The sequence below is a fragment of the Sphingobacterium sp. R2 genome, from assembly GCF_040760075.1.
Lineage (GTDB): Bacteria > Bacteroidota > Bacteroidia > Sphingobacteriales > Sphingobacteriaceae > Sphingobacterium.
Window position 1 is genome coordinate 3,770,281 of sequence record NZ_CP142884.1, and the last position, 14,900, is coordinate 3,785,180.

Sequence of the window (14,900 nt, forward strand, 5' to 3'; positions counted from 1 at the left end):
TATTTTTTCTGAACCGTGCCGCCATTTGATTTTTATTGAAACTTAGGTGTTTTCAGCTTCAAGCAATTCGATCTGCCATTTAATCTGATCCGCTTTGATAGGGTAATCGACATTATTTCTTAAGCTTTCATAAATGGCTTCAAACAGCTGATTATAATCTCCTTTATGTGGCGTTACGAAAGATTCATGTTTTTGATTCGCCGCATCTATGGTGACGAGTTTCCCTTCGAGACCTGCTGGCTCAAGGCCATAAGATGGATTGTCGGGTAACATACCATCCAGCAATTGCTGTTCTTGCACATCCGTCATATTCTTGATAAAACTCCCTTTTGTACCGTGGATGACAAAGGCTGGTTGTGGAGAAGCAACCAAAAGACTGCCCGTTAAGTACACATTCAATCCTTCAGGATAAGAGAGCTGATAGTGAAAATAATCTGCCACTTTAGAATCCGGCCTGTTAATGGAGGTCGTCTTGGTAAATTTAACCGGCTTTCCAAAAAGGGAGATGGCCTGATCAATAAGGTGAGGACCGAGGTCGTAGGTAATACCATTGGAAATATACTGCGTATCTTCCTTGAAGTATTTTTGTCCCAATTCCATTTTATAGCGATCAAATCTGAAATGCACTTCAATCAGCTTTCCTAACTCTCCACTGTCAATCACGTTTTTTATGTCTAAAAAGTGACCGTCATACCGTCTATTTTGATAGAAGAATACGTGTTTACCGTGTTTTTTGCTGATGGAAAGAAGCATGTCGAATTGTGTAGTGTCATCAACGGCAGGCTTTTCTATCAAAACATGTTTTCCTGCTTCTAGCGCCTCTTTAGCATATTGGAAATGGGTATAGTTTGGTGTATTTACAATGACCAGTTCTATAGTTTCGTCAGCTAGTAAGTCCGCAATATTATCGTAACTTATTATTCCGGGATAAAATTGGTTGGCGGCCTTTTTCGAGCGTTCCACGACAGCACTAAGATTAAAATGTGGATTTGTATAGATAAATGGTGCGTGAAAGACACGTCCAGACATGCCAAAACTAAGTATTCCTGTGTTAATTTGAGTATATTTCATTGTGTTTAAAATACGGCAGATTTCGCCAGTTATTCATTTATTTATAGACAGCTCTAATGCCTTTTTATTCTCTCGCCCACATCGCCTTTTTATTTCTAACGTATTTTAGATAGCCGATTATGCCATTCTTTTGTCGTTAAGTAGATAAACCGGATAGCGACGAAGAAAAACGGATGTTTTAAGATACCTGTAATGAATAGTGGCGTTCCTGTTTTGAGATCATGCTATAAATATATACTTTTATACTGTGTATCGCAATATCCAACTTTCTATTTATTTGAAGATTAACAGGCTATTGCAAACAGAATGAGTCCAATTATAATTTCCGCTACAGGCTGTTGTTAAAAGCAATATAAAGATTAAGAAATCAATGAAATTATGACTAATATCGTAAAATTTGCAGGCGTTGTTTTGTTGGTCGTTTTAAGCGGCTGTAACGTACATCGTGATGCACAGTTTAGAAAAGAACATTGGGTATTTGGGGGCTTTGAGCGACCCAGAGGAGTAAATCCAATTATTGAACCTGATACGAGTTCGGTATTTTATGATCCAATGTTGGGAAAAGAAATTCGATGGGAGGATAACGATACCTTTAATCCTGCAGCGGTTGTTAAGGGAGATAGTGTGTATGTCATTTATCGCGCCGAGGATCGGACAGGAAAGGCGATTGGCCACCGTACCTCCAGGCTGGGACTAGCTGCCAGTGCCGATGGCATTCATTTCGAACGACTCAAAACACCAGTATTCTACCCTGCTCCCGACGACCAACAGGATAACGAATGGCCTGGCGGGACGGAAGATCCTCGGATAGCGCAAACAGAGGATGGGCGTTTTGTCATGTTTTACACCCAATGGAACCGAAAGGTACCGCGACTCGGTGTAGCAATGTCCACTGACCTGAAACACTGGGTGAAGCATGGCCCCATTTTTAAAAAATCGAAAAATAAGCCCAACTTAATCAATGAACCGCATAAATCGGCATCTATTGTGACCGTATTGAAAGGCAATAAACAGGTGATTGCCAAAATCAACGGAAAATATTGGTTGTACTGGGGGGAGTATGGTGTGTATGGTGCTACATCCGATAATCTGATTGACTGGGAACCCGTAACGGACAATAGAGGTGCAATGAAAGCCTTCATCTCGCCAAGGCATGGTTATTTCGATAGCGCATTGACTGAATGCGGTCCTCCGGCAGTTTTGACAGATAAAGGAATTTTATTGTTATACAATGGTAAGAATCATGCTGAGAAAGGCGATATGCGTTTTGCTAAAAAGAGCTATTCCGCAGGTCAGGTTCTATTTGATCCGCGCGATCCGACAAGCGTATTAGCTCGAATGGATGTTCCGTTTTTACGCCCCATGGAATCTTTCGAAAAAAGTGGGCAATATATCGACGGGACGGTTTTTATTGAAGGGTTGGTGTATTTTAAACAAAAATGGTTTTTGTATTATGGCTGTGCAGACTCTAAAGTTGCTGTGGCTATTTATGATCCACGCCATCCGGGGCTCATGGATCCTGTACCTGGATTGTAAAAGCGAATAGGTTGACTTTGAAGCTTGTTCCCTTGTTCGGATAATGGGTAGCTGGTCAAGGAGATTTATTTTGCTAATAACCTGTAAAATTAAAAAAGGCAGATCATTTGATCTGCCTTTTTGGGTAAGTAATCGGGCTCGAACCGACGACCCCTAGAACCACAATCTAGTGCTCTAACCAACTGAGCTATACCTACCGTGATTTTGATGATACAAAAGTAAGATTAAACCCTATTCCCTCCAAATATTTGACTGAAAAAAAACAGCGTTTAAAGCCAACTAGGTGAAGATTAGTTTATTAAATTTTAATAAAAAACCTCGTAACCCGTCCATAGCAGTGCTGATATGCAATTCGCTACTCCCAAGGCTACCATTTGCTTCTAATTTTTACTAAAAAAAAGCGGTTTCTATTACCGAAACCGCTTTTTTTAGTAAAAGGATTGCCCCCTTATATCATTTCTACACTTCTCTTCACAAAAGATGTTAAATCCGCTCCAGACAATAAACCTCTGGATAAGAGTGCTAAATCAAAAGCCTGTTTTGCTAGTTTAGAGCCTTCTTCGTCCGATGCTGATAAAATTCTTTTGATCAGTGGATGGTTACCGTTAACCGTTACCTTATAATTGTCGGGCAATGAACCATAGAAATTCATACCGCCACCTGTCTTAGCCATATCTTTCATCCGGCGCATAAATTCATCAATCGTTACCGATACAGGCAGATCACCCTCATTTAACGCATCAACTTCAACTTTCATATCTTGGCGTGAAATTGCTTTTTCGAAAACTTCCAGCGCTTTTTTAGATTCTTCTTCCGAAAGAGCCAGTTCGACCTTTTCATCTTTCTGAATCAATTTATCGATAACGTCAGCATCTACGCGTTTCAGTTGCACCTTTTCACCACCCTTTTCCTCCAAATAAGCCGCAAAGTGCGTATCTAGTGGACCATCGAGTGTCAATACATCATAACCTTTGTTTAATGCAGTTTGGATAAATCCATCTTGTTGAGCAGCATCATGCGTATATAAGTAGATAATGTTTCCATCTTTATCTACTTGGATATCTTTGACTTTTTCGTAATACTCTTTGATGGTGAAACTTTCGTTTTTCGTATTTTTTACCAAACAGAAGTCATTTGCTTTTTCAGCAAATTTCTCATCGCTTAGCATACCATATTTGATAAATAAGCCGATATCCGTCCATTTCTCCTCAAAGCCTTTGCGGTCAGTCTTAAATATTTCGTTCAATTTGTCAGCCACCTTTTTGGTGATGTAACTATTGATTTTCTTAACGTTGCTGTCCGCCTGCAAAAATGAACGGGAAACGTTCAATGGAATGTCTGGAGAATCGATTACACCGTGAAGTAACATCAAGAACTCTGGAACAATATCTTTCACTTCGTCGGTAATGAACACTTGTCTCGAGTAAAGTTTGATTTTATTACGCTGGATCTCAAGTTCATTTTTAACTTTAGGAAAGTAAAGGATACCGGTCAGGTTGAATGGATAATCTACGTTGAGGTGAATCCAAAACAAAGGCTCATCCATAGAGTAAGGATATAACTCGCGGTAGAATGCCAAATAATCTTCATCTTTTAATTCAGACGGTGACTTTGTCCATGCTGGAGAAGTATTATTGATAATATTGTCTACCTCTACAGATTTGTATTTTGGTTTTCCTTCCTCGTCTTCACCATCCGGCTCAGAATTTGTTTTTGTACCAAAACGGATTGGAACGGGAAGAAATTTAGCATACTTATCTAAAATACTCTGTAAACGTGCCTGACTTAAAAATTCAGTGGACTCTTCGTTAATATGTAGAATGACATCAGTACCACGTGTGGTTCTTGTGCCTGTAGAAATTTCGTAAGATGTACTACCATCACAAGTCCAATGGGCTGGTTCTGCTCCATCCTGATAGGATAAGGATTCGATTTCCACCGTATCGGCCACCATAAATGCGGAATAGAAGCCTAAACCAAAACGGCCAATGATTTCATTTGCATCATTTGCTTCTTTGAATTTTTCCATAAACTCTGTCGCTCCGGAGAAAGCGATCTGGTTGATGTATTTTTTTATTTCCTCTGCTGTCATACCAATACCATTGTCGGAAATAGTGATGGTTTTGGCAGCTTCATCAAATTTTACGTCTACAATCAATTCACCTGTTTCACCTTGATATTGACCTAAAGAAGCCAGGCGTTTGATTTTTTGAGAAGCATCAACGGCATTAGATACCAGTTCACGCAAGAAAATTTCATTATCGGAATATAAGAACTTTTTGATTACGGGAAATATGTTCTCCGTGTGAATTGAAATACTACCTTTTTCTGGATTCATAATTTTTATGTCGCTATTTTTTAAATTTATGATTTGTTTACAACATACAATCTATGTTCCAAATACCTCCTATAAGACATGATGGCAGAAAACGTCCTATTTTGTCATAAGTGCGTGTATTTCGTTAAAAGGATCTTATAGTAGGCTGTCAGCAATCGAAAGCCTCTTAGCCTAATTCAAACTAGGGCTCTGCGGAAAGTTGGCAACATGTGCATATTTGGGGCCAAGTCCAATAATGGCATCTTTCCATAGCAATTCACCGTTCCCTTCAAAAATAAGCTGATGGTGGTATTTGTTCTGTACAGCCCAGCTATTTTCTTTAATTTCAGCCTCAAGCTGACCTGCAGACCATCCCGAATAGCCGATAAAGAATTTTAATTCGTCAGCTTTTATGCTATCCGTCTGGATGGCTTCGATAAGCTTCTCTTCATCGCCACCAAAATAGATCCCAGGAGCAACTTCTTCGCCACTCAGCAATAAATCAAAACGGTTATGTACAAAAAAGAGGCTTTCCTGAGCGACGGGGCCACCCACATAGATGGGGAAATTGCAATCCGGTATAGATTCCAATAATTGGCCAATGCGAACATGGGTTTGATTATTTAGAACAAACCCGAGCGATCCTTCCGTATGATATTCACATAGCAATATCACGGATCTGAGGAATCTAGGGTCTAACATAAACGGTTCGGAAATTAGTAAACTTCCTTTTTGAGGATCAAGTTCGGTAAACATATAGCGCGTATTTTAATGAGTTGTTGATCTAATGTTTTTTAATTAGCACTATGCGAGATTTGTGCCAAAATTGGGATTTTGTCAATTTCTACTAACTTTATAGAGAAAAAGCAATGATTTTAGTAAGTTTGTAGGACATAAAAATAGGTTTCTATGTCCATTCAACATAAAGATATTGCAGCAATCAGACAGGATTACGTATTAGGTAGCCTATCTGAATCGGATGTGGATCGAGATCCAGTCCACCAGTTTAAAAAATGGTTTGATGCGGCTATCCACAGCGAGGTGAACGAACCCAATGCTATGGTGCTTTCAACCGTATCTTCCCATCATTTGCCGTCCTCGCGAGTTGTTCTATTGAAGGATATTGTCGCAGAAGGTTTAGTCTTTTTTACAAATTATGAGAGTCGTAAAGGGGAGGAGATGAAAGCTAATCCGCATGCTGCATTATTGTTTTTCTGGCCTGAACTGCAACGGCAGGTCCGGATCGAAGGCGTTATTGATTTTGTAAGTGGGGCCGATTCGGATGAATATTTTCAATCACGACCTAAAGGAAGCCGTATCGGTGCACTGGCTTCCCCGCAGAGCCACGAAATTCCAAACCGCAGTTTTTTGGAAAACAAGGTGGAAGAACTCGAACGCCAATATAATGGAAGTGACGCTGTACCTAGACCATCACATTGGGGTGGCTATCTGCTGAAACCGATTTATTTCGAGTTCTGGCAGGGACGTGCAAGCCGGCTGCATGATCGTATCGTTTACAAAAAAGTGTCCGACTCCTGGACGATTACGCGTATAGCCCCATAAATATGACATTTGACGAAATTAAATCGACGCTTGTTTCCCGATTTGGAACCCAAATTATTGTTAATGAAGATCGCAATGGGCTGCAGCCAGCATTATTTGTTGATAAGGAGGATATCGTAGCCGTCTGTTTATTCCTGCGGGATACGGAGGGGCTGTATTTTGATTTTTTGAGCAATCTTACTGCGGTGGACTATCAAACGCATTTTACCGTTGTCTACCATCTCAATTCATTGCCTTATCAACACGGTTTGGTCTTAAAAGTTGAGCTGTCAGGTAATCGTTCGCTGGACGAATTACCAGAGATTCCTTCGCTTACTTCGGTATGGCGTACGGCAGACTGGCATGAGCGCGAAGCATTTGACCTGATGGGTATCTATTTTGAGGGACATCCGGACCTTAGAAGGATTCTGTTACCTGACGATTGGGAAGGTTATCCTTTACGGAAGGATTATGAAGAGGCAGAAACATATCATGGCATCCATATTAAATGATCGAAATGGCGAATCCAAAATATAAAGAGGCATTAGTGCGCTATGAAAAACACCTTACAGCGATATCCAGCCAGGAAATGGTCTTAAATATGGGGCCTCAGCATCCATCAACGCATGGGGTGCTCCGGCTTCAGCTGATTACCGACGGAGAGATTGTGAAAGAGGTTGTTCCACATTTGGGTTATCTGCACCGCTGTTTTGACAAGCATGCCGAATCGTTAAATTACGCAAAGACAATTCCTTTTACTGATCGCCTGGATTACCTCGCCTCGATGAATAATAGTCATGCTTTCGTGATGGGTGTCGAACGCATGCTTGGTCTTGATCGTAAAATACCTAAAAGGATAGAGTATATCCGTGTACTGGTCTGTGAACTCAACCGAATTGCGTCGCACCTGATTGCTATTGGAACATATGGTATTGATATCGGTGCAACAACGCCGTTTCTTTGGTGCTTCCGTGACCGTGAACACATTATGAATATGCTCGAGTGGGCTTCTGGCTCCAGGATGTTGTACAACTATATCTGGGTAGGCGGTTTGTTCTATGATTTGCCTGTCGGCTTTGAAGAGCGCTGTGCAGAATTTATTACCTACTTCAAACCTAAATTGGTCGAACTAGATGAAATATTGACTCAGAATCAAATCTTTATCTCCCGTACGGCTAAAATAGGTATACTTCCTGCTGACGTTGCGATAAATTATGGTGTATCGGGACCTATGCTTCGGGCTTCAGGAATAAAATGGGATTTGCGACGCATAGATGGCTATTCGGTTTACCCAGAAATTGATTTTGAGATACCTGTCGGAAAAGGTGAAATGGGCGCAATCGGCGATTGCTGGGACCGTTATAAAGTTAGGGTAGACGAAGTCAAGGAATCTGTTCGCATTGTTGAGCAATGTCTTGAACGATTACAGAAAGACTTTAAACGTACAGCTGAATTTGATCCGAGAGCGCTGGTTCCGAAAAAAGTAAATTTGAAAGCGCAGGATTATTACGTCCGTGCTGAAAATCCGAAAGGAGAATTGGGTTTTTACTTTGTCACAAAAGATAAATCAGATATTCCATTGCGTGTAAAGTCGCGGGGACCGAGTTTTAATAACCTATCGGTGATTTCGGAACTCGGAAAAGGCGTGCTGATAGCTGATTTGATTGCGATTCTGGGGTCTATTGATATTGTTCTGGGTGAGGTAGATCGCTAATCTGCGGTAGTATGCGTGTTTTATTAACGATTTAGCACATTTAAAAGGTGTATTGTATTGAAAATGTTGCATGAAAACGCAAATAAGTTTGTAAATGAGCGCAATTTTAATCATATTTGCAGTCTCATAATTTAAGTTTATAATTGGTTAATGAAAGCTCGTTACTCCCAAAGTAACGGGCTTTTCTTTTTATGGCGAGCAACCTACTAGATGTCGTTTATTTATGATGCCTGTGTGTTGGTTTGAGCTTGAAGGGTTTACTGCTTTTTCATCGGAGCAATGTTGATTATCCTGTATATTTCATCGAATTCCTGCACTAGAATTTAACGCAAATGATTACCTTTACTGGTCTTAAATATAAAAAAGTGACGGATAGTTTAGTTATCATTCCAACATATAATGAAAAGGAAAATATTGAAAAAATCATTCGCAAAGTTTTTTCCTTATCACATGCATTTGATATTTTAATTGTAGACGATGGTTCCCCGGATGGAACGGCGACCATCATCAAGAATTTACAGCTTAATGAATTTGACGGCCGTTTGTTTATTGAAGAGCGGATCGGGAAGCTGGGGTTGGGAACGGCATATATCCATGGATTTAAATGGGCGCTATCGCGCGAACATTACCACTATATTTTTGAAATGGATGCAGATTTTAGTCACAATCCGGAGGATCTGCTTCGCTTACGGCAGGCTTGTGTGGATGGTGCTGATATGAGTATAGGTTCGCGCTATATCAAGGGCGTGAATGTAGTCAATTGGCCGATGAGCCGGGTGCTGATGTCGTATTTCGCTTCGGTATATGTTCGTTTTATAACTGGGATAAATATCCAGGATGCTACCGCGGGGTTTGTGTGTTTTACTAGAGAAGTCCTCCGTACAATCCCACTCGAAAAGATTAAGTTTGTGGGTTATGCCTTTCAGATTGAAATGAAATTCACCGCCATAAAATATGGCTTTAAAGTGGTTGAAGTACCCATTATATTTACAGATCGGACCGAAGGTACATCAAAGATGAGCACCAGTATCTTTAAGGAAGCTTTTTTCGGAGTTATCCAATTAAAATTAGGTAGTATCGGGAAACGCTATAAGAGAAATTAAAAATATTGCCACCATGAATGAGAATTTAGATCCAAATGCAGAACGTCTCAGTAATACCGACCGTGATATTGAACGGGCATTGCGGCCTCAGGCTTTTGAAGATTTTACGGGACAGGCTAAAATTTTAGAAAACCTCAATATTTTTGTGAAAGCGGCCAGGCTGAGAGGCGAGGCGCTGGATCACGTTTTGCTGCATGGCCCTCCGGGCTTAGGAAAAACGACTTTGTCGCATATTATTGCGAATGAGATGGGGGTTGGTATCAAAATTACTTCAGGGCCTGTATTGGACAAACCGGGTGATCTAGCGGGGTTATTGACAAATCTGGAAGAGGGAGATGTCTTGTTTATCGATGAGATCCACCGCTTAAGTCCTTTGGTGGAGGAATATCTCTATTCGGCCATGGAAGATTTCAAAATTGACATCATGCTGGAGACAGGGCCAAACGCACGGTCTGTGCAGATTTCGCTGAATCCGTTTACTTTGATTGGTGCCACCACGCGCTCGGGTCTGTTGACAGCCCCCCTGCGCGCACGCTTTGGAATTAATTCACGTCTACAATATTATGATGCAAAACTGCTGACTACTATCGTGCTGCGCTCGGCTCATATCTTAAACACACCGATATCTGAGGAAGGGGCCTACGAGATTGCGCGGAGGAGCAGGGGGACACCCCGGATAGCCAATGCTTTACTGCGCCGTACACGGGATTTTGCGCAGATAAAGGGTAACGGAAGCATCGATAAAGAAATAGCAAAGTACGCTTTACATGCGCTTAATGTGGATGAGAATGGTTTAGACGAGATGGACAATAAAATCTTAACAACCATTATTGACAAATTCAAGGGTGGACCTGTCGGACTAAAAACTGTAGCGACAGCAGTTGGGGAGGATGAAGGTACGATTGAGGAAGTCTATGAACCCTTTCTGATTCAAGAAGGATACATTATGCGGACCTCGCGGGGTCGCGAATGTACAGAAGCTGCTTATAAGCACTTGGGCCGAGTCAATCATTCGAAAGGAAACACACTGTTTTAAGCACGAATGAAAAGTATATTTTAGTTTTTTTGCTGCATAATTTTATTGGTCCGGCTCATTAAAGCCGGACTAGGTTTTGTCCGTTGAAAATAGCTTATCTGCGCCTTTAACTCCTCCTGTATCCAAGGATGCTTTTTCCGTAGGTTATTTAAAATGTCCAGGCAGTTGACCCGTACAGCGACAGGACACGGAGGGTCGATCATCCATTGGAAGGAGTACTCGATGATTTCTTCTTCTGCCTCATTCCCAAGTGAATATTCTTTATTCTTATTCGACGTCAAAAATAGCAGAACCTTCGTGTAACTTCTAAGGCAGCTCCAATTCTTTTGTTTTTTTAAATTATCCAGGAATTGTGGAAGAACCGGTTTTAGCAGTGCCGTATTTTTTAAAACGATGGTTTCAAAAACCCATGCGGCGCGAAAGGCTATCTTTTTATCTTTCTCTAAGGAGATGTTCAACAGATCGGCCAGAGTTATCCCTTGAAGAATATCCAAAGAAAAATCCGTTACCTCGAAAGATCTCAAGGTAACGGATAAAAATGCCAATTTTTCATCGTAGGTCATGCAACCTTTATTTTTGTGGTTTTTCTCGATTTATTTCGGTCATGTCAACCTCGTTCATTTTGGAATCGCCCAACAGATACTGGCTAAAGTAATCGCCCATTTTCCAAAAGAAATATTCTGTCATATCGCCAAAACCATGTCTTTGTCCGGGTAACAGCAGGAAATCAAATCTTTTGTTTGCTTTAATGAGTGCATCGACCATTCGAATGGAGTTAGCCGGGTGTACATTGTTGTCAATATCTCCGGTAGCGATAAGTAATCTACCTTTTAGGTTTTTTGCGAGCTCTGTATTTTTATTGATCTGGTACGAGAATGTGGTATCGCCCTTTGCGGATACTTTTTCTGTGACGCCATGATGACGCTCACTCCACCAGCGGTTGTAGATCTGATTTTCATGGTTTCCAGCACCAGACACCGCAACTTTAAAGAAGTCAGGATAAACAAGCATCGCGGCCGTAGACATAAATCCACCGCCGGAGTGGCCAGTTATACCCACACGGTTAATGTCGATGTATTTATAACGATCAGCAAGCTGTTCTGCCGCTACTTTTTTATCTTCCAAACCATAGTCGCGTAGATTACCGTAACCGTAGGTGTGGTACCACTGCGAACGTGAAGGATGTCCACCACGGTTACCGACGGTGATCACGATAAAACCGAACTGCGCTAGCCTGTCGATTCTGTCCATGCTTCTTCCAAAGGATTTATTGACTGCTTCGGTCTGAGGTCCAGGGTAAACATATTCGACAATGGGGTACGTTCTGGTACTGTCAAAATCAAATGGTTTATACATCACCCCATAGAGATCCGTAACACCATCTCCAGCTTTTACCTTGAAGGGTTCTGGAAATTTGTAACCTGCAGCAAAAAGTAACGATAGATCGGCCTTTTCCAATGTCATTACTTTTTGTCCATTGCTATTGTATAAGACAGATTCGGGCGTTGTGTTTACCCTAGAGGAATTATTGACAAAATACTTTGAAGATTCACTCATTTCCACCTGGTGATCAAAATTCCCCGGGTTTAAAAGTTTAATGCCAGAGCCATTTGTATTTATACTGTATTGATGTAAATAATAAGGGTCTTCGTTTTTCTCTCGGCCCGATGCAGTAAAGTATAATGCTTCGGAAGCAGGGTCCAAACCGGTAATTTCCTCCGTATGAAAGGCGCCTTTTGTAATTTGATTGATCAATTTTCCATTCGTGTCGTAGAGGTAGTAGTGGCCCCAGCCATCTCTTTCTGACCAATGGACTAATTGCTTTTTATTTTCGATCAAGAATGGTTTTTGAACATCCAGATATACATTGGAGCGTTCTTGGATAATGGTGTTTACAGCACCATTTATATTCACTTTTAGGAGGTCAATCCGTTTGAGGTCGCGGCTAGAACGTGAAATATAAAACTCTTCATTATTGCCCAGCCAGTAGTTGATAAAGTAATCCTCCTTATACGAATTTTTATCCGGGGTTTTTGTCCAGGTCGAGAGCGTCTGATTTTTAAACGCGGAAACATTGATGCGGCGTGGAGTTTTTGCTCCTGCATCAAAGATATAAAGTTCAGTCTCTGTCGAGTCGACTTCGCCTGGCATTTGGTATTTATACGTTTCAAGTGTTGGGCGAGATGAGCCAACATTATTGATTACCCACAAAGGTTTTAATGCACGGTTGTCTTTTCTGCTCAAGGTAAAATAACGCCCATCCGGCGACCAGCTGATCCATACCCGCTTACGTTTAGTCTCATTGTCTTTATCTTTTTCTTCACCGGTAGTAGTGCTGTATTCATCGCCGCCCCAAGCATAATATTGTACACCGTCTTTTGTAATCTGGTGTTCTACAATGGTGCTGTCCTTTTCATTTTTTACCGCTTTAAGGTAATTGGATCTGTCCATCCAATACAAATTGTAGTCTTTTGCAAAGTAAACTGTATTGGTATCGGGGGAGAAGCTCGCCCAACTCAAAGGTGGTTTTACTTTTGTCGAATCACTGATTTCTAAGACAGACTTTGTTGCCAGATCATATTCCAGATAAAAGAGTTTCTTCTTGGTCGTATCGGACTTATTCTTGAGTTTTTGTATTTCATCTTTGGATTTCACGGTATCTTGCGTACTCTGAACCTGAAATCTTAATTTCTTCTCATCTTTGGTAAACCGAAGCCCTTGTAGTTCCAAATGTTGTGCATCTACAGGGTTTTTAACGATTTTAGTAATTTGAGCGGCGATGTCATCATTATTGAAAAGGAGTTCTTTCTTTTTCAGGGCAGGGTTAACAATGTACCAGTTTCTTCCCTGCGGGCTTGCATAATCATACCAAAATCGATCAGAAAAATTGATCCAGTTTGGTTTGATACTCGTTGAAAAAATCATTTTCTTTAATTTTTCAGGGGAAAATTTTGCCGCCAACTGATAGTTGGCTTTTATAGGTGCCTCTTTCGCCTGTTGAGCAGTGCCAATATAGGGTAATAAGCTGGCTGCTAAGATAAAGTAGAACTTATGCATTAAATAATGATATAGATAATCGTGTAATAATGGTTTTTGCTGTAAAAATATCTATAATTAGGTTCTTTTGCGAATGATTCGTGTAATAATCCTATGATGGATAGAAGTTTTCATTGAAATTAACGAGAAATAGCTCCTGCGTTGCCCGTGTTACTCCGGTATACAACCATCTTAAAAATTCAAGATCTAACATCTCATCGTTTATATACCCCTGATCGACAAAGACAATTGGCCACTGGCCCCCTTGCGCTTTATGGCAGGTAATTGCAAATGCAAATTTAATCTGAAGCGCATTATAATAAGGATCCTTTTTGATCGCTTCTAGGCGGTCTTTTTTATCCATAATGTCGGCATAATCCAAAGCAATCTCTTCGTAGAGTGTCTTCTGGGTCTCATAAGGCAGGTTGGGACTGTCGGTATAGAGGCTGTCTAGGATCACGCGGCAGGTGATCGGTTCTATTTCGTCAATGTCTACAAATTCAAGTGTGACATCTGCAAACCGAAAACCATGCTGATCGTGGATGTTACTTACTTTTCGTACTTTGGCCATATCGCCATTTGCAATAAAACCATCGCCCATGTTGTTTTCCTGCAGCCAGAAGTAGTTGTTCTTCACCACCATAATATAATCTCCACCGGTCAGTTCTTCGTCCCGAAACAAAATCCTGTTCCTTATGTTTTGGTTGTACAAATTTGCAGAGCGATTTGAACGGCAGATAATCATTGTATTTTCGAGTCCATATTTATCATAGGCATAGTTTATACCCTCTATTAACCGTTCACCTGTCATTCTGTAAAGGTCTTTGAATCCTTTAGTTATGAATTTTGGAAAAGGAAAGTCTTCTTGATCTTCTTCTGCAGAGGTTATCTCTTCGCGTATTTTTGTCGCATTGTACAATATACCGGAATCTTTGGACTGCCGGACAACGGACGTCAGCTCAAACGGATAAACGCAGAGATGAAATTCACTTTCAAGATAACTTGGGTTTAATGCGGGGCTGTCCAGAAGTCCCACAGGTGGTAACTGGGCGGTATCTCCGACAAACAGCAGGGTACAGTTCTTTCCGGATTGCACATAGCGGATCAGGTCATCCAAAAGACTTCCTGAAAATGCATTTACAGGAGCATTGGATATCATTGACGCTTCATCGATAATAAATAGGGTATCTTCATGAAGGTTTTCCGCTAAGGTGAAATCCAGCTGAAATGAAACAGCAGATTTTTTTCGATAGATTTTCTTGTGGATGGTGAGTGCTTTTCGACCCGAATAATAGGTAATCACTTTTGCAGCCCTACCCGTTGGAGCCAGCAGGACAGCTTTTTTGCGTAGTGCTGGCAGTACTTTAACCAGCGCCGAAATTAACGTAGTCTTTCCCGTACCAGCATACCCTTTCAGAACAAAGCAGGATTGCTTGTCAAAAGCGAGTAGAAATTCTTCCAATAATCCGAAGGCTTCCAGCTGCTGATCGGTGGCCTGCCACGGGAATTGTTGTATTAACAGATTTTTGATGAACACCCTCAAAG

12 protein-coding genes and 1 tRNA gene are annotated in these 14,900 nt (G+C 41.0%); 6 read left to right on the forward strand and 7 right to left on the reverse strand.

The features are described from left to right. Nucleotides 1-42 precede the first annotated feature (42 nt). Nucleotides 43-1,071: a Gfo/Idh/MocA family oxidoreductase gene (locus tag VXM68_RS15575; protein WP_367209279.1), complete on the reverse strand. Its 1,029-nt coding sequence runs from the start codon at nucleotides 1,069-1,071 to the stop codon at nucleotides 43-45. 378 nt (nucleotides 1,072-1,449) lie between these two features. On the opposite strand from VXM68_RS15575, the gene VXM68_RS15580 reads away from it, so the two are divergent. After that, nucleotides 1,450-2,607 (forward strand): glycoside hydrolase family 130 protein, encoded by a 1,158-nt coding sequence (locus VXM68_RS15580; RefSeq protein ID WP_367209280.1) that lies wholly within the window; start codon nucleotides 1,450-1,452, stop codon nucleotides 2,605-2,607. A gap of 123 nt (nucleotides 2,608-2,730) precedes the next feature. Here the strand turns inward: VXM68_RS15580 and VXM68_RS15585 are convergent. From VXM68_RS15585 to VXM68_RS15595, 3 genes are all read right to left on the reverse strand, one after another. Continuing rightward, a tRNA-His gene (locus tag VXM68_RS15585) sits at nucleotides 2,731-2,804 on the reverse strand. 251 nt (nucleotides 2,805-3,055) lie between these two features. Continuing rightward, nucleotides 3,056-4,945, reverse strand: coding sequence for a molecular chaperone HtpG (htpG, locus tag VXM68_RS15590; protein ID WP_294186302.1), 1,890 nt, complete (start codon nucleotides 4,943-4,945; stop codon nucleotides 3,056-3,058). A 171-nt stretch (nucleotides 4,946-5,116) separates the two neighbouring features. Further along, complete coding sequence (locus tag VXM68_RS15595) at nucleotides 5,117-5,680, reverse strand: YqgE/AlgH family protein (RefSeq protein WP_294186300.1); 564 nt, start codon at nucleotides 5,678-5,680, stop codon at nucleotides 5,117-5,119. Nucleotides 5,681-5,833: 153 nt separating this feature from the next. On the opposite strand from VXM68_RS15595, the gene pdxH reads away from it, so the two are divergent. From pdxH to ruvB, 5 genes are all read left to right on the forward strand, one after another. Then, nucleotides 5,834-6,487: a pyridoxamine 5'-phosphate oxidase gene (pdxH, locus tag VXM68_RS15600; protein ID WP_293952813.1), complete on the forward strand. Its 654-nt coding sequence runs from the start codon at nucleotides 5,834-5,836 to the stop codon at nucleotides 6,485-6,487. A gap of 2 nt (nucleotides 6,488-6,489) precedes the next feature. After that, the gene (locus VXM68_RS15605) at nucleotides 6,490-6,978 is read left to right on the forward strand and encodes an NADH-quinone oxidoreductase subunit C (protein ID WP_294186297.1); all 489 of its coding nucleotides are present in this window, start codon (nucleotides 6,490-6,492) and stop codon (nucleotides 6,976-6,978) included. 5 nt (nucleotides 6,979-6,983) lie between these two features. Next, a complete protein-coding gene (locus tag VXM68_RS15610; RefSeq protein ID WP_293883593.1) occupies nucleotides 6,984-8,180 on the forward strand; it encodes an NADH-quinone oxidoreductase subunit D in 1,197 nt (398 codons plus the stop codon). A gap of 365 nt (nucleotides 8,181-8,545) precedes the next feature. After that, nucleotides 8,546-9,283, forward strand: a complete 738-nt coding sequence (locus VXM68_RS15615) for a polyprenol monophosphomannose synthase (RefSeq protein WP_293883676.1) — start codon at nucleotides 8,546-8,548, stop codon at nucleotides 9,281-9,283. Nucleotides 9,284-9,296: 13 nt separating this feature from the next. Next, complete coding sequence (gene ruvB / locus VXM68_RS15620; protein ID WP_209580257.1) at nucleotides 9,297-10,319, forward strand: Holliday junction branch migration DNA helicase RuvB; 1,023 nt, start codon at nucleotides 9,297-9,299, stop codon at nucleotides 10,317-10,319. Between the two features lie 20 nt (nucleotides 10,320-10,339). Here the strand turns inward: ruvB and VXM68_RS15625 are convergent, their stop codons facing one another. From VXM68_RS15625 to VXM68_RS15635, 3 genes are all read right to left on the reverse strand, one after another. Further along, nucleotides 10,340-10,882 carry a hypothetical protein gene (locus VXM68_RS15625; protein WP_367209281.1) on the reverse strand — a complete coding sequence of 181 codons (543 nt, stop codon included), beginning with the start codon at nucleotides 10,880-10,882 and terminating at the stop codon, nucleotides 10,340-10,342. A 7-nt stretch (nucleotides 10,883-10,889) separates the two neighbouring features. Next, on the reverse strand, nucleotides 10,890-13,376 hold the full coding sequence (locus VXM68_RS15630) for a DPP IV N-terminal domain-containing protein (protein WP_367209282.1): 2,487 nt from the start codon (nucleotides 13,374-13,376) through the stop codon (nucleotides 10,890-10,892). Nucleotides 13,377-13,467: 91 nt separating this feature from the next. Continuing rightward, on the reverse strand, nucleotides 13,468-14,892 hold the full coding sequence (locus VXM68_RS15635) for an ATP-dependent RecD-like DNA helicase (RefSeq protein ID WP_293952823.1): 1,425 nt from the start codon (nucleotides 14,890-14,892) through the stop codon (nucleotides 13,468-13,470). Nucleotides 14,893-14,900 lie beyond the last annotated feature (8 nt).

What these genes read in the sequence shown, in the direction of transcription:
- VXM68_RS15630 (WP_367209282.1), bottom strand. Translation starts at nt 13,376, where the DNA reads ATGCATAAGTTCTACTTTATCTTAGCAGCCAGCTTATTACCCTATATT.
- VXM68_RS15605 (WP_294186297.1), top strand. Translation starts at nt 6,490, where the DNA reads ATGACATTTGACGAAATTAAATCGACGCTTGTTTCCCGATTTGGAACC.
- VXM68_RS15595 (WP_294186300.1), bottom strand. Translation starts at nt 5,680, where the DNA reads ATGTTTACCGAACTTGATCCTCAAAAAGGAAGTTTACTAATTTCCGAA.
- pdxH (WP_293952813.1), top strand. Translation starts at nt 5,834, where the DNA reads ATGTCCATTCAACATAAAGATATTGCAGCAATCAGACAGGATTACGTA.
- ruvB (WP_209580257.1), top strand. Translation starts at nt 9,297, where the DNA reads ATGAATGAGAATTTAGATCCAAATGCAGAACGTCTCAGTAATACCGAC.
- VXM68_RS15625 (WP_367209281.1), bottom strand. Translation starts at nt 10,882, where the DNA reads ATGACCTACGATGAAAAATTGGCATTTTTATCCGTTACCTTGAGATCT.
- htpG (WP_294186302.1), bottom strand. Translation starts at nt 4,945, where the DNA reads ATGAATCCAGAAAAAGGTAGTATTTCAATTCACACGGAGAACATATTT.
- VXM68_RS15580 (WP_367209280.1), top strand. Translation starts at nt 1,450, where the DNA reads ATGACTAATATCGTAAAATTTGCAGGCGTTGTTTTGTTGGTCGTTTTA.
- VXM68_RS15575 (WP_367209279.1), bottom strand. Translation starts at nt 1,071, where the DNA reads ATGAAATATACTCAAATTAACACAGGAATACTTAGTTTTGGCATGTCT.
- VXM68_RS15610 (WP_293883593.1), top strand. Translation starts at nt 6,984, where the DNA reads ATGGCGAATCCAAAATATAAAGAGGCATTAGTGCGCTATGAAAAACAC.